Source organism: Natrinema salaciae (assembly GCF_900110865.1).
Classification (GTDB): domain Archaea; phylum Halobacteriota; class Halobacteria; order Halobacteriales; family Natrialbaceae; genus Natrinema; species Natrinema salaciae.
The window spans coordinates 274,739-294,993 of the sequence record NZ_FOFD01000004.1; the positions used below are offsets into that span (position 1 = coordinate 274,739).

Genomic DNA, 20,255 nt, shown 5'->3' on the forward strand with positions numbered 1-20,255 from the left:
GATCCCGGGACGAAAACGAAACGCGGACCGGACCCAGCCCCTACTCGAGGACGACGACCGCCGATTCGGTCTCGATCATCTCGCCCTCGCCCGAGTAGGTTCGCTCGAGTTCGACCTCGAACAGGTCGTCCTCGAGCTCCTCGCCGGCGACCCGGAGGAGGCCGGCGTCGTCGTCGATCTCGTAGTCGCCGCTCTCGATGCCGGCGTCGATGTCGCCGACCTTCGACCCGAATTTTGGGCCGAGCGTCGAGTAGTCGAGGTCGATCGACGCCACCTCCGTCGTGATCTCCGGCGGTTCGTCGAGCACCGTGAGCGTCTGGACGTGCATCACGTTCCGGATCGCGTCGTCGAAGCCGTCGAGGGGACCGTAGACGGCCACCGACTCGAGGTCGGCGTTCAACGGCAGCTGATTTTCGCTCTTGTAGCGTCGCAGCGCCGAGATGACCTCCATGGCGGTCTCGCCGGCCTCGAGGTCGGCCTCGTGGCCCTGCGACTCGGGCCAGTCGCGGACGTGGATGCTGCTCGTCTCGAGGTCGGCGCTGGCGTCCGCGTAGACCGCCTGCCAGATCTCCTCCGTCGCGTGCGGGAGGAACGGGGCCCACAGCTCGAGGAAGGTTCGGTGGGCGGTCCGCAGCGCGTACTGCGTCGAGGGGTTGTCCTCGCGCGTCTTGGCGATCTCGAGGTAGTCGTCGCAGAACGTGTTCCAGAAGAACGTTCGCAGGCGGTCGCGGGCCTTCGCGAACTCGTAGGCCTCGAGGTGTGCCGTGAGGTCCGCGACGGCGTCGTCGAGCTCCGCGAGGAGCCAGCGGTCGATCGCCTCGAGGTCGGCGGGCTCGTCCGGGTTCCGCGGCGCGAGGCTGTCGACGAGCTTCGAGGCGTTCCAGAGCTTGCGCAGGAGCTTCTCGCCGGCGGTGAGGTCCTTCTCCTGATACGGGAAGTCGTCGCCGACGGCGGCGCTGGCGGCCCAGAACCGGACGGCGTCGACGGGGTACTCCGCGAGCACCTCGTCGGGGGCGACGATGTTGCCCCGCGATTTGGACATCTTCTCGCGGTTCTCGTCTAGGACGTGGCCGTTGATCATCGTCGCGTCGAACGGCACCTCGCCGGTGTGCTCGTAGCACTTGACGATGGTGTGGAACAGCCAGAACGAGATGATGTCGTGGCCCTGCGGGCGGAGGTCGAACGGGTAGAGCTCGGGGTTGTCCATCGCGAACGTCTCGCGCTCCGCGTCCCAGTCCCAGCCGGCGTTGATCAACGGCGTCAGCGATGACGTCGCCCACGTGTCGAAGACGTCCTCCTCCGGGACGAACTCGTCGTGGCCACACTCGGGACAGCTATCGACGGGAGGCTCGTCGCTCAGCGGATCGACCGGGAGCTCCTCGCGCTCGGCCATGATCGCGTGGTCGCAGTCCGCGCAGTACCAGACCGGGAACGGGATGCCCGAGTCGCGCTGGCGCGAGATGAGCCAGTCCCACTCGAGGCCCTCGATCCAGTGCTGGTAGCGGGTGAACATCTTCTCGGGGTACCAGTCCATCTCTCGGCCGGCCTCGAGGTACTCCTCCTTGTGATCGAGGATCTCGACGTACCACTGCTTGGAGACGCGGAACTCGACGGGCGTGTCGCAGCGTTCGTGGACCTGGACCGCGTGGGTGATCGCCCGGCGGTCGCGCAGGGAGCCCTCGTCGTCCAGATCCTCGACGATGGCCTCGCGGGCCTCCTCGGTGGACATGCCCTCGTAGTCGCCGGCGAGGTCGGTCATCGTCGCGGACTCGTCGATGGCGACTCGCAGCGGGAGGTCGTGGGCCTGGTACCACTCGATGTCGTTCTGGTCGCCGAAGGTACAGCACATCACGACGCCGCTGCCTTTCTCCATGTCGACGCGCTCGTCCGCGATGATCGGCACCTCGTGGCCGAAGATCGGAATCCGAGCCTCCTCGCCGACGAGATCCTGGTTTTCCTCGTCGTCAGGGTGGACGAAGACCGAGACGCAGGCCGGGATCAGTTCCGGTCGCGTCGTGGAGATGACGAACTCGTCGCGGGGGGCGTCGTCCCCGACCAGTTCGAACGCGATGTCGTTGAAGTGCGAGCCGCGCTCGTCGTCTTCCATCTCGACCTGCGAGATGGCCGTCTCGCACTCGGGACACCAGATCGCGGGGGCCTTCTTGCGGTACTCGCGGCCCTTCTCGTAGAGGTCGAGGAAGGACAGCTGGGAGACGCGCTGGACGCGCGGCTCGATCGTCTTGTAGGTGTTGTTCCAGTCGATCGAACACCCGAGTCCCTGCATCTTGCGCGTGAAGTCCGCCTCGTACTCCGCACAGACCTCGCGGCAGCGCTCCTGGAACTCGCGGCGCTCGTAGTCCTGGTGGCGGATGTCCAGTTCGGATTCGGTCAGTCGCTCGCTGGCGATCCCGTTGTCGTCGTAGCCGAACGGGAAGAGCACGTCGCCGTCGTGCATCCGCTGGAATCGCGCGGCGAAGTCCTGCAAGGTGTGCCCGTAGAGGTGGCCCATGTGCAGGCTGCCCGAGACCGTCGGCGGCGGCGTGTCGATCGAGTAGACGGTGTTGGGGTCCCGTTTCTCGTCACCCTCGTAGGCGTAGACGTCCGCGTCGATCCAGCGCTGCTGCCAGCGGGGTTCGACGGCGTCGGGGTCGTAGCCGCCCTCGAGGGTGGGCTCGGCGTCCGCTTCTGCGTCCATGCTCATGCTCTCACCGCCCGTCGCGGGCGTCGTCGGTGCGTCGTCGTCCGAAAGTGGGGTTGACTATCGTCCATAGAGCGGTCGTTGCTCGGTGAATGCCGGTCGGCGACAATACATCCGTCGAAACGGGGTGGGAATCGGGGGCTATAGAGCCCCTACGAAAACGGTGCCACGCGGACCGTCGAACCGATCGGGCGCGACCGCGACGGTGTCTGGCATATCCATCACTTGGGCCGGCAACCGTGATAGCAGTTTCGTCGTCGTGCCGGCGGCGGTAGCGACACCGACCGTGATTAGCGCTCTCGGTTGCGCTCGAACCATCCGACCGCGAAATCCACGAGTCGCCGCTGTGGGAAGCGTTTGGCGTCACCGACGCCGACGGTACCCGTCTCGACGGCGTCGGGGTGTTCGCTCTCGAACGCCTCGCCGCAGCGCGGGAAGTCGTCGTCGGTGTAATCGATGTCCTCCCAGCGGACCCACTCGCGTTCGCCGTCGACGAGCACTGCGCCGGCGTGCGCTTCCGTGGCGAAATCGAGGTCGGCGCGGTACTCGGCGAGGTGAAGGGAGGTGTTCGTCGCGTGGGTCGTCCCCAGGAACAGTACGTCGCCGCCGAGATCGTAGAGACGGGCCAGCGGCGACTCCTCCCCGAGCGAATAGTCGAGCGAATGGCCCTCGGTGACGAACCGGGCGTCAGCACCCCACGCCGCGAACGAAACCTGCGGGTGGTCGCTCCGGCGAACGCCCGGACAGGAGCGGAAGCACTCGGCGATCGCGCCCATCCCCTGGGTCGGCGTGACGGCCGGCCGGTACGGCGGCGTCTGTTCACGGATCGTCTCGTACCACGATTCGGGGACCGGTGGGTTCCCCATGTTGGAGGGGTCCCTATTTCCGGGCGAGTGCGTCGGCATCACGAGCGTTCCGTCCGCCCCGACGACGCGCTGGAGCGCGTCTACGACGGCCGGTGCGCCGCCACAGACCCAGCCGAGCGCGGAGAGCGACCCGTGGACGAGCACCGTCCCCCCGGCCTCGAGACCGAGAGCGCGCAGATCGCTCGCCATCGAATCGACCGTGACCGGGTCCGAGGATCGGTCCTCGGGAAGCGTGTCACTCATACGTCGATATCCCAGAGGCCAGTCATAAATGTTGGTCGCGGGCGTGAGAGTACGCTCCGCTACACAGTACGGACCCGTGAACGGTCTTCGGTACCGACGAGGTCACGCCGGTTCGTCCGCGTCCGTCCCGCCGGTTCGTCCGCGTCCGTCCCGCCGGTTCGTCCGCGTGTGTCCGCACCCGACCCGTCCGAGACCCGCCAGAGCGGCGGCCGGATTCACCCCTCGTTCCCGTCTCCGTTTCCGCTGTCGGCCTCGAGAGACGCGTCCGAACCGGCTTCGCCCGTGTCGAGTTCACCGTCGAGATACGCTTCTCCTCGCTCGGTGATCACGTAGACGCCGTTTCCGAGATGCGTGAGTAACCCGTGCTCCGCGAGTGTCCGGAGTCGGCGGGAGACGTGGGACTTCGAAACCCGAACGTAGCCGCTCTCCGCGAGTTGCTTCGGCGACCCGGAGTCCTCCTTCCGGATGTACTCGAGAATTCGATCGTCCCAGATCGTCATCCAACTCCCTGATTTTCGCATTCGGGTCCCCTGTACACCGTTTGATACCCTATTTGCCGCGTATAATGCCCCACAGACACGCCATCACATTTATGCAATTACAGGGCATTTGGGTTTCACGTGGAGCCGCGGATTCGGACGTAGACGACCCTCGTCGGCGAGTGAGAACGGGCGGCGCTGTGACGCTGCCCGGAACGTGGCTCCGTGATCCAGGATGAATCTCGGACGTTCCGTGGGGCGGACACCCCACGCACGGCAAGAGGAATCGCCGACAAATAGCTCCGGGGATCGCCAGTCCCACGCCGCTCGAGCAAGCGGCCGCGATACGACGGGAGGTGCACCGGCGTGACAGCGCCGGACGACCGATCCGCCGCGTCGTGGGTCGATCTCAGCGCCTTCCAGCGCGACTGTCTCGAGGTCGTCGCCCGCCGCGAGCGCGACGACGACCCCTGTGACGAGCGCGGAATCCTGCGGGCCTTCGAGCGGTCGCCTCGCAGCGTCACCCGCGCCCGACTCGATCCGACGCTGCACGTGCTCGTAGATCACGGCCTCCTCGAGAAGCGGCGACTCGAGGCTCTCAGATACGAGTACCCGCTCACCGACGACGGCCGCGCCCTCCTGTCCCGACGCGTCGACCGCCTCGCGGACGCCTGTGGACTGGAACTGCCCGCGAGCGGCACCACCGACGACGCCCCGGCCGCTCGAGACCGGGAGGGCGAACGCGAACGCACATGACGGCGGCTCGAGACGAGGAGCCCGAGCGGTGTCCCGAGTGCGGGACGACCATCGGCGAACGCGATCCGCTGATCGGGTGGTGGCTGTGCGACGACTGCGAACTCGCGATCACCGACGACGGGACGGTGGTGACGTAATGCGGCGGACTCGCACGCCGCTCGAGCGGTCGCCGACCGCCGACTCGTCGTCGGGCCGCCGATTCGTCCTCAGGCCTCGTCACCGCCGCCGTCGGAATCGGTTCGCTCGGCGGTCGCTCCCTCGTCGTCGGACGCCGCGAGCCGAATCACCGCTCTCGAGTCGGTCACGTGGGTCAGTTCGCCCTCGAGATACGTCGCCAGCCGCTCGAGGAACTCGTCCCCCGGATTCGCTTCGTCCGACCTGACGAGCGGAATGCGATCCAGCGCGGTCGGGTCGAACTCGCCCTGCATGACGAGGGAGAACAGCTCCCGCGGGGTGACCGGATCGCCGGCCTCGAGCCGCGAGACAGTCTCCGAGAGCGACGATCCGACGGTCGTCTCGACGTCGAAGGTGATGTCCACGGCGACGGTCGCGTTCTCGTCGGTGGCCGCGAGGTACTCCTCGGAGCTCCGGACGGCCGGCTCGAGGACCTCCTCGAAGTCGACGCCGTGGCTCTCGAGGCCCAGATAGGTGAACGCGATCATCGCCCGGAGTCCGTCGAGGAACGCCTCGTCGGTCGCCGTTCGTCCGAAGAGCTGCCGTCGGTCCTTCTCGGGGAGGGTGTGCAAGAGCAGGTCGAAGTCGAGCACGCCGGCGCGGATTCGGCGGCGGATCCGCGCCTCCGCGTTCCGTTTCGACTGCTCGTGACTCATCTCGCGCTCGCCGAGCAGGTAGGCGCGGTCGGCGGGGCTGAGCACGCCGCGTTCGCGGTCGGTGTCCGTGTTCATAATCGGAAATGGATTATACGACACCGGTTTCCATCCGAAACGCTATGAAGACCCCGATCCGATGATCGGACAGTGATCGAGAGTGAGTGACGGATGAGCGGCTCGCTGGCAGCGAAGTACGCGGACGCGATCGTCTCGCACAGCCGACTCGTCGTCGTCCTCGTCCTGCTGCTGACCGGCGTCGTCGCCGCGGGCGCGGCGATCGGCGAGCCCGAAGACGGCGAAATCGGCCAGTTCGAGACCGACTCCGCGGAGACCGAGGCGCTCGAGGAGATCGAGGCCACGTACGGGACGGACGACGCGGTCGTGTCGCAGGTGGTCGTCCGCGACGAGGGCGGCGACGTGCTCACGCGCGACTCGCTGCTCAAGTCGCTCTACTTGCAACGCGAGATCCGCGAGGACGACGCGCTGAACGCGACGCTCGAGGATCGGGGATTCGTCGGCCTCGAGAACGTCGTCGCGACGGCGGCCGTCTACGAAGACCGGGCGGCCGACGGCCGGCCGGCCGGCGAGCCGACCCTCGACGAGGGGATCGCGGCCCTCGAGTCCCGCTCGGACGCGGAAGTCGAGGCCCTGCTCGCGGACGTGCTCGATCCGGACGCGAACGGCGACCGACGGGCCGGACAGCGCGGCGGGGGAGAGACGGCGGACCCGTACGAGTTCCTCCCCACCGACTACGAGCGGGGCTCGACGGATGCCGACGCGCGCATCACGTTCCTCTTTCAGGCCGACGAGAGCGGGCCGGACGACGAGCCACAGGCCGCGTACGACGCCCAGGTCGAGATCGCGGACCGCGTCGACGAGCGGTTCGACGACGCGTTCGTCTTCGGCCAGGGAGTCACGGACGAGGCGTCGGCCAACGCGGTCGGCGACAGCTTCGCGATCATCACGCCGGTCGCACTCGTGCTCGTGCTCGTCGTCCTCGGCGTCACCTACCGCGACGTCGTCGACGTGCTCCTCGGACTCGTCGGTATCGCGGTCGTGATGGCCTGGCTCGCGGGGATCCTCGGCTGGCTCGAGATTCCGACGAGCCAGCTCCTCATCGCCGTCCCGTTTCTCCTGATCGGGCTGGGGATCGACTACTCGCTGCACGTCGTGATGCGCTACCGCGAGGCGAGGGCGGGACCGGACGAGGAAGCGGGATCGGTCGAGGACGAGGCGAAACGCGCGACCGAATACGCCGACGGCGGGTCGCGAGGACCGCGGGGCGGGATGCGTCTCGGACTCGCGGGCGTCGTGCTCGCGCTCGGGGCGGCGACGGTCTCGACGGCCGTCGGGTTCCTCTCGAACGTCGTCAGCCCGCTCCCGGCGATTCGGGACTTCGCCGTGCTGAGCGCCGGCGGAATCCTGGCGACGTTCGTCGCCTTCGCGGTCCTCGTGCCGGCGCTCAAGGTCGAACTCGACGACCTCCTCGAGCGCCGATTCGGTCGCGACCGGGCGCTGCCGCCGTTCGGAACGGGAGCGGGACTCGTCAATCGCGGCCTGTCGAGGATGGTCGGGGCGGTCCGGCGGGCACCGATCGCGATCGTCCTCGTCGCTTTCCTCCTCGCCGTCGGCGGGGCCTACGGCGCGACCGGCATCGACACGGAGTTCAATCAGGCGGACTTCCTCCCCGAGGACGCGCCGGCGTGGGCCAAATCCTTGCCCGGCCCGCTCGCACCCGACACGTACACGATCAGCGACGACGCCGCCTACCTCGGCGAGAACTTCGCCGAGCGCGGCGAGGGAAGTCGGACGCAGGTCCTGATACGCGAGAACGTGACCGATCCCGACGCGCTCACGGCCGTCGACGACGCGAGCGCTGCGGTCGACGACGACGGCACGATCGTCGTCAGGTCGAACGGCGAGGCCGCGATCGAGGGGCCGCCGTCGGTCATCCGCGAGCTCGCGGCCGAGAACGAGACCGTCGCCGCCGCCCTCGAGGCGCGAGACACGGACGGTGACGGGCTCCCGGACGAGGACGTCGCCGGCTTCTACGACGTGCTGTTCGACGTCGACCCGGACCGCGCGAGTGACGTGCTCTATCGGACGGACGACGGCGCGTACGAGTCCGCGCGGCTCCTCGTGAGCGTTCAGGGCGACGCCGCGGCGCAGACGGTCGCGGACGACACGCGAGCGCTGGCGGCCGAGATCGACGCGAACGGTCCCGTCACGGCGGTCGCGACCGGCGGTCCCGTCACGACGGCGGTGATACAGGACGCCCTGCTCGAGACGCTCGTCCAGGCGTTCGCGGTCACGCTGGTGGTGATCTTCGGCTTCCTGACGCTGCTGTACTGGGTCCGCCACGGGACGCTCTCGCTCGGTGCGGTCACGCTCGCGCCCGTCGTGGCCGCGCTCGCGTGGCTACTGGGGACGATGGCTGTGCTGGATCTGCCGTTCAACAGCGAAACGGCCGTCATCACCAGTCTCGCGATCGGGCTGGGCGTGGACTACAGTATCCACGTGGGAGAGCGGTTCGTCGCGGAACGCGACGAGCGAGAGTCGCTCGACGACGCGCTCGCGGCGACGATCACCGGAACCGGCGGGGCGCTGCTCGGCAGCGCGGCGACGACGGCGGCCGGCTTCGGCGTCCTCGCGCTGGCGCTGTCGCCGCCGCTCCAGCGGTTCGGCCTGGTGACGGGGCTGAGCATCGTCTTCGCGTTCGTCGCCTGTCTCACCGTCCTGCCCTGTCTGCTCGTGCTCCGGGAACGGCTGCTCGCTGGCGCGTCGTGACCGAGCGCGGGAACCCGACCGCTACCGCGAGCCGTCGTCCGAGTGGGCCCGTACCCACAGTTCGCCGATGCGGGAGAGCCGCGTTCGGTAGGACTTTCCGTGTTCCTCGCGCTCGATGTACCCCTTGCCGCCGGGGCCAAGCCGGTCGACGTTGTAGATGACCTTCGACCGGAAACTGTCGGTGTACTCCTCGTTCAACTCGCAGGCCAGCGACTCCGCCAGTTCCGAGACGGAGTCGAACTCGCCGTCCTCGCCGAGCTTGTAGAGGATGAGCTCCTCGAAGGGCTTGACGTTCGAGAAGGAAGCGACCGGCAACTCGACGATGTGCTTCCCGTCGATCTCCTTCGCGCCGATGGTCGTTCCGCGCTCGTCGAACTCGGCTAACAGGTCGCGGGCGCTCTCGAGGCGGCCGGCGATTCGGTCGGCCTCGAGCCCGTCGCCGTCGGCCCGGAGCTCCTCGAGCAGGGCGATCTGTTCGCGCAGTTCCTCGGCGAGTTCGGTCTCGAGGTACTTCTCCGGCGCGGTGTAGTACGTGTGGATCCCCTCGCGGTCCTCCTGCCGCTCGACCATCAGGGAGTGGGCGGCGTTGGCGAAGGCGAAGCTCACGGTTCGAGGCATCGCGGCGACGTTCACCCAGACCTCGTTACCCCGGTCGAGCTCCGCGGTGATGAGCTCGTAGGCCTGCTCGAAGGCTTCGTCGTAGTCGTAGACGTCCTCGAGGACAAACCGCTCAGTGCTCGCCCCCAGCAAGTTCCTGAAATCGGTCTCGAGTTTCTTCGAGAGGTGCCGGGAGTACTCGACGTTGGCCTCGCTGCCGACGGCCCCCTCGAGCAGGATGACGCTGTCGACGTCGATCTGATCGCGCACGAGCGGCGCGATCAGCCGGTCGTAGTCGAAGCCGACCGGGACGATGTGGGTTTGCATGCCCGATAGTTAGGCGGGGCCGTTACAAAACCCCTCGAATCCGAATCGTCGGCCGCGTTACTCCGTGAGCGGGAGCGCGATCCCGAACACGAACGGCGAGAAGAACCCGACGAGCAGACCGATGATCGCCATCGCGAAGAACAGCGTGTGCTCCCACTGGGGGAGCGACCCCATCGTCGCGTTGCCGACCAGTTCGCTTCCCGTTCCAACGACGAACAGCGCGAGTCCGACGAAAAATCCCGTCTTTGCCAGCTTCGGATAGTCGTGACCGCTGTAGCGTGCCATACCGGCTCTGCTACGGCGACCCTGTTACCGATTTCGAAACCGCCGCGGCGCGTTCCGAGGGCCGAACCGGCGTCGACGGCTCGTGTCGCCGGTCAGTCGTCGGGTACGTCCCGCAGGGTGGATCTGGGTCTGTCGATCACCGCCGCGACGAGCTTCCGCTGGGCCGTCCGGAAGTGTTCGTGGAACGTCGCGGGACTGATGTTCAGCCGCTCGGCGATATCTTCGCCGGTGCTCGTCCGCGGCCATTCGAAGAACCCGGCGTAGTAGGCCGTCTCGAGGACCGTCCGCTGGCGGTCGGTCAACACGTCCGAGAGGTGATCCTGAATCCGATCGATGGACTCGGTGATCGGCGTCACCTGTCGCCTCGCCACGTTTTCCGCGGCGGGATAGACCTCCTGAATCGCGGCGGTGACGGCGCGAACGTCCGTCCGCTTCGGAAGGTGGACGACCATCGCGTAATCGCCGTCCTCGAGAACGGCCTGGTCCACGTAGCCGCCGTGGTCGGCGACGACCGAGAACATCGGTGGCGACGTAATGCGGAGTTCGAACGACACCTCGCCGTCGACGTCGTCGAGTACCGTCACCTCGTCCCAGTGAGAGACCCGCTCGACGAATCGCTCGAACGCCGGAAACGCCGCGGCGGACGTCGTCCCGTACTCGAGGTACTGGTCGTCGTCGACGCGGATCACCCGATCGAAACTGATCCGCTCGTCGGTGCCGTCGGTGACGCCGAACAGTTCGAAGGCGTTCCGTATCTCGTACTCGAGTTCGATCAGATCGTCGCTGACGAGCGCCCGCTTGCGGTCGTGGGAGGCGATCGCGTGGCCCAGAATGTCGCCGATCTGGGCGATGATCTCGCGCTTGTCGCCGTCGAAGGCGGCCGTGTGCCCGCTCGTCAGCCCGATCACGCCGTACAGCGTTCCCTCGTGGACGATCGGAATCGCGGCGGCGGATCGGTAGCCGCGTTCCCGAGCGTCGTCGCGCCACGGCTCGAAATCGGGATCGTCGAAGACGTCGGTCGAGACCTGCATCGACTGGGTCCGAATCGCGCGGCCGAGCGGGCCACGGCCAGCGGGATCGTCCGGGTCCGTCGAGAGCGGTATCGTGTCGACGTAGCCGTCGACACCGGCCTCGACGCGGTTTCGGATCGACCCGGTCGACGTGTCGACTTCGGCGACGAACGCGAACTCGCAGCCGGGAACGTCGACGAGCGATTCGCAGGCGGTCCGCTCGAGTTCGTGGCGAGTCGACCCCTCGACGACGGCGTCGGTAATCTCGCGAACGACGCCGGTCACTCCCTCGAGCGCGGCCAGCCGTTCGCGCTGGCGCTCGAGTTCGCGCTCCCGTCTGTCCCGTTCGGTGACGTCTCTGAGGATCGAGAGGTGGGTTCCGGGACGCACGTTCGCGACGGCGTCGTACTCGACGACGCGCTCCGTTCCGTCCGGACGAACCACCGAGAACGAGTCGCGAAGCTGCCCCGTCTCGACGAACGCCTCCCACGCCGAGGAGCTGTCGCGGTCGTCGCGGAGAAACTCCCTGAGCGAACGGCCGTACAGCGCCGACCGGTCGAGGCCGAGCAGCTCGCCGGCAGCCGAGTTCGCGGCAGTGATGGACTCCTCGTCGCCGACGAGAATCGCGTCGTGTGCGTCCTCGAAGATCGCTCGAAGCAGCCCGTTCTCGGCCTCGAGTCTCTCCTCGTACGCTTTCCGACCGGTGATATCGTGAACGCGGACCGCGAGCCCGCTCTCGGTCGGGGTCAGCCGTGCCTCGAGCCACGACGACGTCGGCTCGTGATACTCCTCGACGGTGAGCGGGCGCTGGCGCGCCAGTGCCCGCTCGTGGGCCGCGTCGAACGGAGACGCGGGTGGGGACGGCGTCGGGTCCGTCCCCTGAACGGCGCTCGAGCCGTCTCCGCCGTCGCGGTCGGAGCGGGATCGATCGGAATCGAACCCCAACAGTTCGGCGGCCCGCTCGTTCACGAACGTATACGTCAGGTCGGCGTCGAGCGTGTAGAACCCGCCGGAGCGGTGACCCAGCAGCTCGCGCAGGGGCGGAAGTTCGCCGCTCGATTGTCCGCGTTCCCGCGCTCGTTTTCGGTCCCGTCTCGATTCCACGCCGTCGCGGTCGGGCGGCGGCTCACCGTCCGACTCGCCGTCGGGAACGGGAGCGACGGCGGTCGACGAAGGGGTGCGCGATCGGACGATTCCAGCGATCCGGTTTGGCCGGTTCGGATCGTCGAGCCGTCGCAGTCGGTGCGTAGACGATACCGTCTCACCGTCAGCCGACAGGAGCGGGAGGTCGATTTCGATCGTCGTCCCGGCCGGCGGTGCCGTCGCAGTCCCCGACTCGGCATCGGTCGCGGTGGGTTCGCCGTTAGCGGGTTCGGCGTCAGGGGGTTCGCTGTCGGCGGCCAGGAGCGTTCGAACCATCGGCTCGACGCATCCGGTCGTCTCGCCGTCGACCACCGCCGAGAGCTCCGCCCCGAGCAACGCGTCGCGCTCGGTGCCGGTCAGCGCGACGAAGTCGTCGTCGACGGCGACGAACCGGCACTCCGAATCGAGTTCGTACGCCCCGTCACCAGCCGTCGAGATCGGTCGTGCGCAGTCGGTCCCCCCGTCGGTAGCTGCGCCCGGGCCGGTCGCGAACCCTGGCCAGTGTTGTTCCATGTCACACTCCCGGAAACCGCCTGCGATAAGTATACCGGTAATACGTGATTTCGACGCGCTCGGGGATCTACGGGTACGGTCGACAGTTCCGACTGGTGAACGGCCGGACAGCGTCGCCCGCTCCCGTCTCCGAGCGCCGGTCCGTACTCACTCCGAATCGGCCTCGTCGTCGGTCCCAGACTCGAGTTCCAGCCCCCGGAACACGTCCACGATCGCCTCGCGGTCGCGCGCCGGATCGACGTCGAGCGCGGCCGCGAGCAGGTCGGAATCGGGGGTCTCGAGCGGGAGGAGTCCGCCGGCCAGCACGTACGCGTCGGCGGCGGGCCAGACGGCGACGTGGGCTTCGGCGTCGATCGCCGCGTCCTCGACGTCGTCACCGCCGTCGGCGCTCGCAGCGCCGGTCGCCGTTCCCGAGTCGGTCGGATACGCGACCTCGAACACGGTGAGATGACCGACGGAGCCGTCGGGTCGGTCGATGTATTCGCTCGCGCGTTTCTCGCCGACGGCGATCCCGTCGTCTTCGACCGTCTCGACGAATCCCTCACGGGCCTTCGGGGCGGCCATCTCGAGCGCGTCGGCGGGCGAGAGCCCGATCGCGGAGAGCGACGGACTGATATCGAGAGCGACGGTGAACAGCGACCGCGCCGGAATGTCGCCGTCCGCGCGGAGCCGCTCGAGGGCCTCGGCGGTCGGACGGTGTTCGAAGATCGTCGTCTCGGCGGTGACAGTCGCCAGCGAGAGGGTCCGTTCGTCGGTGCGGCGATCGAGGCGACGCCAATCGTCGACGACCGCGGGCGGCAGGTCGATAGCCATCGTCGGCGCGTACGCGACCGGAGCCGTTCAGCGTGGCGGTTCGCGGCGGTCGGTCGGCGATCAGTCCGCACCGAGGCCGTCGAAGTAGATCGCTCGCCGCTCGGCGGCCGCCGGCGAGGTCAGCAGGGAGACGACGACGGTGACGACGAGTCCGAGCCCCATGCCGACGAGGCCGGCCGACCAGCCCGCGTACGATCCCGGAACGGCGGGCAGAAAGAGGCTCGAGACGTAGAAGAGCTGGCTCACCACCACGCCGGCGGTGATGCCGGCCCGCGTAATCCGCCGCCAGTAGAGCGCGAGCAGGACCGGCAGCGCGAGCTGGGCGAAGCCGCTGAAGGCCGCTTCGCCGAGTTCGAACAGCGTCGCCGGCTGCTGCAGGCTGGCGACGAACGCCGCGCTCGCGAAGAACACGACGCCGCCGCGAGCCAACAGGCCCTCTCGGCGGTCGGATAGGTCCCGCTGGATAAACGGTCGATAGAGATCCCGCGTGAAGTACGACGAGCCCGACAGCAGCATCGAATCCGAGGAGGACATCATCGCGGCCATCGCGCCGGCGATGACGAGCGCGGCGAACCAGGTCGGCGTGTACGCCGCGAGGACCAGTGGCAGGACGTTTGCGCCCTCGGGAACCGCCACCTCGAGACCCCGCGCCCACGCGCCGAGCATGAACGAGGGGACGAACAGCAGGACACAGAGGATCGGCCACAGGGCGAACGACCGCTTGAGGACGGTTCGCGATCCCGCGGCGAAAAAGCGCTGATTGACCTGCGGAAACATCGCGACGCCGAACCCGATCACGACCGCCGTCGAGAGCATCCACTGGGGTGTGTAGTACCCGCTACCCAGCGAGAGGAAGTCGGCTGTCTCCGGGTTCGACGCGAGCGCCGCGGTCGCCGCCCCGGGGCCGCCGACGGCCGCGAGCACCCACAGCAGCGCGACCCAGGTGGTGACGAGCATGAAGGCACCCTGCAGGGTATCGGTCCAGGCGACTCCGCGCATCCCGGCGACGACCACGTAGAGGATCATGAACGCGGTGATCAGCCCGGCCCCGGCGGCGTAGCTGACCGCGCCGTCGGTCAGCGCCTCGAGCGCAGTGCCGGCACCGACCTGCTGGAGCATGACGTAGGGAAAGAGCCACAGGAGGCTGACGCCGGCGACGAACCCGCGGAGCCACCGCGAGCCGAAGCGGTCGCCGAGCATCTCGCCGAGCGTGACGTAGCCGTACTGCCGGCCGAGCAGCCACTGTTTGTAGCCGATCACGTACCAGAGGATGGCGAAGATGATGCCGTCCATCAGCCCCATGACCAACACCCACTCGGGGCCCCGTGCGTAGGCGACGTTCGGCCCGGCGAAGAAGGTAAACGCCGAGAGCAGCGTCGCGAAGGTCGTAAACAGCAGGACGACCGTCCCGAGCGTTCGGCTCGCGAGGTAGAAGTCCTCGGCGGTGCGGTCGGTCATTCGGTAGGCGACCAGTCCGACCGCCAGCGCGATCAGGAGGTAGCCGACGATGATGCCGAGCTGGAGCGCGACGCTCATGGCGACTTCCCCCCGGATCGGGTGTCTCGCGTTCGGTCCGGACGGCCTGGACCGTCCTCGTGCGTGCCGTCGGCGGTCGCCGCCGTCTCGATACCGATCCCCCACGCGCGTTCGGAGAACTGCCAGAAAACGACGGACGCGAGAGCCATCCAGCCGATGTGCCACCAGAGCCAGAGCGGCAATCCGGCGACGACGGCCGACGAGCCCCACAGGAACCACGGAATCGCCAGTCCGGCGAGGACGATCCCGACTGCGATCCAGCGCCCGAGTTCGTTCCGTCCCATGTGTGACGGTCCGGCCCGACATGGGTAGTTCTTACTATTCGAAAACCGATATCGAAGAGAATTATTCATCGATAAGGGAGGAGCCGGTCGCGTCCCGCGATTTTGGTAGCTGAAATCGCTCTTTTACCGAGGAAAAAGAGTATATGTGTCTGACAAAGAATAGGAATCGAAACCCCATATGGCCCGTCTGTTCCCCTTTCGCTCCGACACGGCGACCGAAGAGGGCCAACCCCGCGTCGTCGACCTCGAGGGAGAGGACGCCGACGCCGTGTTCGGCGCACTCTCATCGACGACCGCACGGGAGATCTATTCGCGGCTCGACGACGAACCCGGAACCCCGAGCGACGTCGCCGAGGCGATCGACTCCTCGATCCAGAACGTCCGGTACCACCTGGAGAAACTCGAGAACGCGGGGCTCGTCGAGGTAGTCGACACGTGGTACTCCTCGCGGGGCAACGAGATGAGCGTCTACGCGACGACCGACGGGCCGCTGATCGTGACGAGCAACGAGTCGCGGGCGACGCAGTTGAAGGAGGCGCTGTCCCGGTTGATCGGCGGTATCGGCGTGCTGGCAGGCGGCAGTCTGCTGGTCCAGCACGCGATGACGCAGTGGCTCGCGCCGACCGGAACGGGATCGACGGCGAACGGCGGAGCGCAGCCGACGGGAGCGGACGGCGGCGACGAGACGTACCGGGAAAGCGAGAACCCAGCGAGCGAGGACTCGAGTTCCGGGGCGGCGGACGGGAACGACGGCACCGAATCCGCCGATGTCGACGCGTACGACCAGAGTTCGGCGGACGGTGCCGGCGACGGCGATGCGGGGGGAATGGATCCGGTGTTCGATGGCGACAACGAGACGCTCCAGAACGCGACGGACGGGGGCACGGAAGCGATCGAGACGGTGTTCGGGACGGTCCCGCCGGGTCTGCTCTTCTTCCTCGGCGGGCTGGTCGTCCTGCTCGCGATCACGATCTACTGGTACTGGTATCGGCCGACGTACTGATCGCGAACGGCGGTCCCCCCGACTCCAGAACCAGCGGTGGTATCGGAGAACGACCCTGAGACCCATAGCACGGAACCGGTCGACGAGCGTCTCGTCCCGCGCGCCCGGGTTAAGCACTGTATAGCTCGTTTTGTGCGCGGTGAAACCGGGGCCACTGAATCGTCGTCGGAGCCACGCGACTGCGGAACCGAGCACGGCCGACACACGCGGCGGTCAACAGCTATTTGCCCCCCACGAACGAATTCGTATATAAATCGGTCTCTGTACGCGACTCCCGCGTCACCGCGCCCCTCGCGGGGACAGATCTCCAATGGAAGACACATCGAAATACCTCATCCACGCTGACGTTACGGCTGACGGGATCGTCGAGCGGAGCGACGTCGTCGGCGCGATCTTCGGCCAGACCGAAGGCCTGCTCGGCGACGACCTCGACCTCCGCGACCTCCGCCAGTCCGGCAAAGTCGGCCGTATCGACGTCGAAATCGCGAGTACACAGGGCAAGTCACACGGCCAGGTAACGATCGCGACCAGCCTCGACAAAGTCGAAACCGCCACTCTCGCCGCCTCCCTCGAGACGATTACCCGGGTCGGTCCCTGTCGGGCCGATCTCGAAGTATGCGAAATCGAGGACGTCCGGGCGGCGAAGCGAAAGGAAGTCGTCGACCGCGCGACCGAACTGCTCCGGACGGGCTTCGACGACACGATCATGTCCTCCGAAGAGATCCTCGCGGAGGTGCGCCAGCACGTCCGCGTCGAGGACATCACCGAGTACGAGGGACTCCCCGCCGGACCCCGCGTCACGGACAGCGACGCCATCATCGTGGTCGAGGGCCGGTCCGACGTGCTCACGCTACTGAAGTACGGCATCAAAAACGCGATCGCGGTGGAGGGGACGAACGTCCCCGACGCGGTCGCCGAGCTGACCCGCCACCGCACGGTCACGGCCTTCCTCGACGGCGACCGTGGCGGCGACCTCATCCTCGAGGAGCTCGCACAGGTCGGCGACATCGATTACGTCGCGTTCGCCCCGTCGGACAGCTCCGTCGAGGACCTCGACCACCACGAGCTGTTCGCCGCCCTCCGGAACAAGGTCCCCTACGAGACCGTCTCGGAGCTGAACGAACCGCGGGAGGCGGTCGCCGCGACGGACGGCAGTTCGTCGCCCGCACCGCCGCCGTCCGAACCCAGGGCCGCGTCGCCGAAGACCATCGACGAGGAACCGCCACAGCCCGACGACGGACCGGACGACCCGTCGGAGCAGACCGGCGACTCGAGCGTCGAGACGGGGACCGAGGTCGACGACGGACCGGCCGCCCGGTCGACGGCGAAGGCGAAAACCGAACGAACGGACGCGACTCCGACGGCGGTCCAGGCGGAGTCGTCCCGGGCAGCCGACGAGGACGAGTTGAAGACGGCCGCGCGCGACGGCGCTGACGTGCGCCCGCAGGCCGAGGCCGAGGCCGCGGCCGACGCGGACCGCAGTCCGGAAACCGTCTACACCCACGCCGACGCCGTCATCCGGGCGGAAACCGACCGCGTTCGCTTTCTCGACGCCGACGCCGAGCCGATCGACGAGACCGACGCCAGCGACGCCTACGGCGAACTCGAGTCGCTCGAGACGGTGCCGACGACGGTCGTGCTCGACGAGATTCTCAGCCAGCGGCTGCTCGATCTGGCTGCCGACCGCGGCGTCGACCGGATCGTCGCGCGCTCGCTCGGGCAGTTCACCAAGCGGCCCACGGACGTTCGAGTCCACGCGATCGACGAGATCGCCGAGCGGTCGCCGGACGAGGCCTAAGCGGCGTCCGCCGTTCGGGACGCCGAAACCACGATTCCCCTCGGCGAGGACGGCCGCGTCGGCGACCGGCGGCGTCGACCGCACGACGGACGACGAGCGAGGACCGACTACCCGACGATTCGCGCAGCGATCTGCCGGGGCGAGTTCGGTCCCGTCGCGACGAGCAGAATCGTCACCGATCCGAGGACGACGGCGAGGTTCTTCCAGTCCGGTCCGACGTAGAGGATCGCGACGATCATCACGGGAAGGAGTGCCAGCGCCGCGATTCGTACGCCGATCCCCGAGAGCAGCGACAGCACCGCCGCCACTTCGACGAGTCCCGCGACGATGACCGTCGCCGCGGGGGCGGGCACCCCGTACGCGTCGAAGAAGGCGACCGAACTGTCGTACGTGACGAACTTGCTCGCTGCCGGTTTCGCGACGAGCGCGACGAGAACGAGGCGAACGAGCAGGGGAATCCATTCGGGTGTCCGCTGGCCGATCGACCGGACGGTCTCGAGACGGGCGGTATCCATAGGCCGTCGGTGGACCGGAGCCGGAATAAGTGTACGCGAAGGCGGCGCTGAGTGAGTATCGTTTGGTAACCGACTTCGGATCGCGTATCAGGATCGCTGTTCCGACGTGGTCACGTTTTACTAGTTTCCGCCCACACGCTCGACGAGAGGAACGATGTGCGACACTACCGAAGAACGATGCGTCGCGTCGTGGTGTGCCGACGACGACTGGTGTACGGTCACGTGTACGGCCCATCTCATCGGGAAGAAGTGGCATCCGGTTATCGTTCACCGACTGCTCGAGCGAGGACCGCTCGGATTCAACGCACTCGGCGCGGAGATCGACGCGATCTCCAGTACGGTGCTCTCGAGCAGTCTGGAGGAATTAACGGCGAACGGGCTCGTCGATCGGGAGATCGTCAACGAGAAGCCGGTTCGCGTCGAGTACTCCCTGACCGAACAGGGAGCCGCGCTGGAACCCGTGATCGACGCCATGGATACGTGGGGACGGGACTACCTCCGAGGGTCGTCGTGTGGCTGACCGCACCTCTCCTCGCGTGGGCCGAGTTCGTTGCCAACGGTCGGTCCGGTCCGAGTCGTTGATATACCGCCAGTCCCGAGCGCCTCGCATGGCACCACCGCCAACGGCCGCCGTCGCGTTGCTCGGTGTCTGGGTGCTCGTGACCCTCTGGGCGACGACCACCGTCGTCCCGCCGCAGTCGCGGACCGACGACCGGTTCGAGAGCCCGACTCCGGAAGACCGATCCGATCAGCACGACTCGTCGGATCGCGCGTTCCCGGCGGACGACTGACGGCCCCGCTCGCCCCCGGTGGACGAACCGGCTATCGCCTCCTCGCTGGCGCGAAACAGCCGCTCGAGCGGCGCGTCCCCGTCCACGACGATCGTCCGCCCGACGCGCTCGAGGGAGTCGACCCGAACGCTGTCGGGACCGGTGTCGACGTCATCGATCGCGGCCCGGACCCGATCGACCGAGAGCCGATTCGGCTCGGCGACGAGCGCGCACCGCAAACCGACCCGGTCGCGTCCCGGCCGAACCGTCGCCGCCGCTCCGGCCGCGTCGGCAGCGCCGACGAACTCCGCGAATGGAGCCGGCACCTCCCCCGCGATGGGAGACGATCCGGATCGACCCGCCGCGCCGAGGTCGGCCGTCACGACCGCGTTTCCGCCGAGTACCCGATCGAGGTGACCGAGGGCGGGCGACGACCGCCGAGCGGTCGCCGCGACGGCGTGGCGAGTCGGACGGGCGGCGTCGACGCGCTCGAGTCCGGTTCCGGGTCCGTAGCCGAGGACGAGTACCGACCGGGCGGCTCCGACCGCAACGCGCCCGTCGCCGGAGACGAACCGCGCGAGACCCCCGCTCGTCCCGACGGCCGTAAACTCCCGCTGGCGGAGTTCACGGCGGAGCGCACGGCCGTCGAACGAGCCGGTCACGACGACCGTTCCGTCGACGAGACGGGACCCGTCGACGCCGGCGGTCCCGGCCAGCCCGTCGACGTCCGCGAGCGAAACGGCATCGATCCGGTTCTCGAGCGCGTCGACGACCGGCGCGAGACGCGATGGGACGCCGGCGGCGCGAACTGCCGATCGGTCCGCGCTGACGGTCAGCGTCGTCGGTGCCGACGCGGTGCCGTCGGATCGCCCCGTCGCGGTCCGACCCGATCGAGCGGTCGACGCGAGCGAGCGACCGACGAGCGTGGCAGTTCCGGCGACGGCGGTTCCGATCGTTCGAACGAGGGATCGTCTCGAAGTCATAGATCAGTGTTTCGAACGG

Annotated in this window: 19 protein-coding genes; 7 read left to right on the plus strand and 12 right to left on the minus strand. The window is 67.9% G+C overall.

Annotated features, from left to right (window positions below; genetic code table 11):
- Positions 1-40 precede the first annotated feature (40 nt).
- From BMX07_RS14820 to BMX07_RS14830, 3 genes are all read right to left on the minus strand, one after another.
- Positions 41-2,701, minus strand: coding sequence for a valine--tRNA ligase (locus BMX07_RS14820; protein ID WP_175480164.1), 2,661 nt, complete (start codon positions 2,699-2,701; stop codon positions 41-43).
- Between the two features lie 287 nt (positions 2,702-2,988).
- Positions 2,989-3,807, minus strand: coding sequence for an AAC(3) family N-acetyltransferase (locus tag BMX07_RS14825; RefSeq protein WP_090618876.1), 819 nt, complete (start codon positions 3,805-3,807; stop codon positions 2,989-2,991).
- Positions 3,808-4,022: 215 nt separating this feature from the next.
- Positions 4,023-4,328 carry a helix-turn-helix domain-containing protein gene (locus BMX07_RS14830; protein ID WP_090618879.1) on the minus strand — a complete coding sequence of 102 codons (306 nt, stop codon included), beginning with the start codon at positions 4,326-4,328 and terminating at the stop codon, positions 4,023-4,025.
- Positions 4,329-4,652: 324 nt separating this feature from the next.
- Between BMX07_RS14830 and BMX07_RS14835 the strand changes: the two genes are divergently transcribed.
- Positions 4,653-5,042, plus strand: coding sequence for a PadR family transcriptional regulator (locus tag BMX07_RS14835; protein ID WP_175480166.1), 390 nt, complete (start codon positions 4,653-4,655; stop codon positions 5,040-5,042).
- Complete coding sequence (locus BMX07_RS24555; RefSeq protein WP_175480167.1) at positions 5,039-5,179, plus strand: hypothetical protein; 141 nt, start codon at positions 5,039-5,041, stop codon at positions 5,177-5,179. Before BMX07_RS14835 ends, BMX07_RS24555 begins: the two co-directional genes overlap by 4 nt.
- Before the next feature lie 69 nt (positions 5,180-5,248).
- Here the strand turns inward: BMX07_RS24555 and BMX07_RS14840 are convergent, their stop codons facing one another.
- Positions 5,249-5,947, minus strand: a complete 699-nt coding sequence (locus BMX07_RS14840) for a DUF8102 family protein (protein WP_090618881.1) — start codon at positions 5,945-5,947, stop codon at positions 5,249-5,251.
- Positions 5,948-6,040: 93 nt separating this feature from the next.
- Between BMX07_RS14840 and BMX07_RS14845 the strand changes: the two genes are divergently transcribed.
- Entirely contained in the window at positions 6,041-8,659 is a 2,619-nt protein-coding gene (locus BMX07_RS14845; protein ID WP_090618884.1) for an efflux RND transporter permease subunit, read from the plus strand.
- Positions 8,660-8,680: 21 nt separating this feature from the next.
- Here the strand turns inward: BMX07_RS14845 and BMX07_RS14850 are convergent, their stop codons facing one another.
- The 6 genes from BMX07_RS14850 to BMX07_RS14875 form a co-directional block, all read right to left on the minus strand.
- Positions 8,681-9,583, minus strand: a complete 903-nt coding sequence (locus tag BMX07_RS14850; protein ID WP_090618887.1) for an HFX_2341 family transcriptional regulator — start codon at positions 9,581-9,583, stop codon at positions 8,681-8,683.
- A 57-nt stretch (positions 9,584-9,640) separates the two neighbouring features.
- Positions 9,641-9,868 (minus strand): DUF7860 family protein, encoded by a 228-nt coding sequence (locus BMX07_RS14855; RefSeq protein ID WP_090618890.1) that lies wholly within the window; start codon positions 9,866-9,868, stop codon positions 9,641-9,643.
- 92 nt (positions 9,869-9,960) lie between these two features.
- On the minus strand, positions 9,961-12,534 hold the full coding sequence (locus BMX07_RS14860) for a bacterio-opsin activator domain-containing protein (protein WP_090618893.1): 2,574 nt from the start codon (positions 12,532-12,534) through the stop codon (positions 9,961-9,963).
- Between the two features lie 147 nt (positions 12,535-12,681).
- Entirely contained in the window at positions 12,682-13,347 is a 666-nt protein-coding gene (locus BMX07_RS14865; RefSeq protein WP_090618896.1) for a DUF6517 family protein, read from the minus strand.
- 60 nt (positions 13,348-13,407) lie between these two features.
- Complete coding sequence (locus BMX07_RS14870) at positions 13,408-14,883, minus strand: sodium:solute symporter family protein (protein WP_090618899.1); 1,476 nt, start codon at positions 14,881-14,883, stop codon at positions 13,408-13,410.
- Positions 14,880-15,167 carry a DUF3311 domain-containing protein gene (locus BMX07_RS14875; protein ID WP_090618901.1) on the minus strand — a complete coding sequence of 96 codons (288 nt, stop codon included), beginning with the start codon at positions 15,165-15,167 and terminating at the stop codon, positions 14,880-14,882. The genes BMX07_RS14870 and BMX07_RS14875 overlap by 4 nt, the downstream gene beginning before the upstream one ends.
- Before the next feature lie 178 nt (positions 15,168-15,345).
- Here BMX07_RS14875 and BMX07_RS14880 point away from each other — a divergent pair, with 178 nt between their 5' ends.
- Complete coding sequence (locus tag BMX07_RS14880; protein ID WP_090618904.1) at positions 15,346-16,170, plus strand: ArsR/SmtB family transcription factor; 825 nt, start codon at positions 15,346-15,348, stop codon at positions 16,168-16,170.
- 310 nt (positions 16,171-16,480) lie between these two features.
- Positions 16,481-17,968 carry a DNA primase DnaG gene (gene dnaG / locus BMX07_RS14885; RefSeq protein ID WP_090618907.1) on the plus strand — a complete coding sequence of 496 codons (1,488 nt, stop codon included), beginning with the start codon at positions 16,481-16,483 and terminating at the stop codon, positions 17,966-17,968.
- Positions 17,969-18,075: 107 nt separating this feature from the next.
- On the opposite strand, the gene BMX07_RS14890 is transcribed toward dnaG, so the two are convergent.
- Entirely contained in the window at positions 18,076-18,483 is a 408-nt protein-coding gene (locus BMX07_RS14890) for a DoxX family protein (protein ID WP_090618910.1), read from the minus strand.
- Between the two features lie 154 nt (positions 18,484-18,637).
- Here BMX07_RS14890 and BMX07_RS14895 point away from each other — a divergent pair, with 154 nt between their 5' ends.
- Entirely contained in the window at positions 18,638-19,003 is a 366-nt protein-coding gene (locus BMX07_RS14895) for a winged helix-turn-helix transcriptional regulator (RefSeq protein ID WP_090618912.1), read from the plus strand.
- 88 nt (positions 19,004-19,091) lie between these two features.
- Positions 19,092-19,274, plus strand: a complete 183-nt coding sequence (locus tag BMX07_RS14900) for a hypothetical protein (RefSeq protein WP_090618914.1) — start codon at positions 19,092-19,094, stop codon at positions 19,272-19,274.
- Here the strand turns inward: BMX07_RS14900 and BMX07_RS14905 are convergent.
- Positions 19,232-20,236: a hypothetical protein gene (locus BMX07_RS14905; RefSeq protein WP_090618916.1), complete on the minus strand. Its 1,005-nt coding sequence runs from the start codon at positions 20,234-20,236 to the stop codon at positions 19,232-19,234. The two genes, BMX07_RS14900 and BMX07_RS14905, sit on opposite strands and share 43 nt — an antisense overlap.
- Positions 20,237-20,255 lie beyond the last annotated feature (19 nt).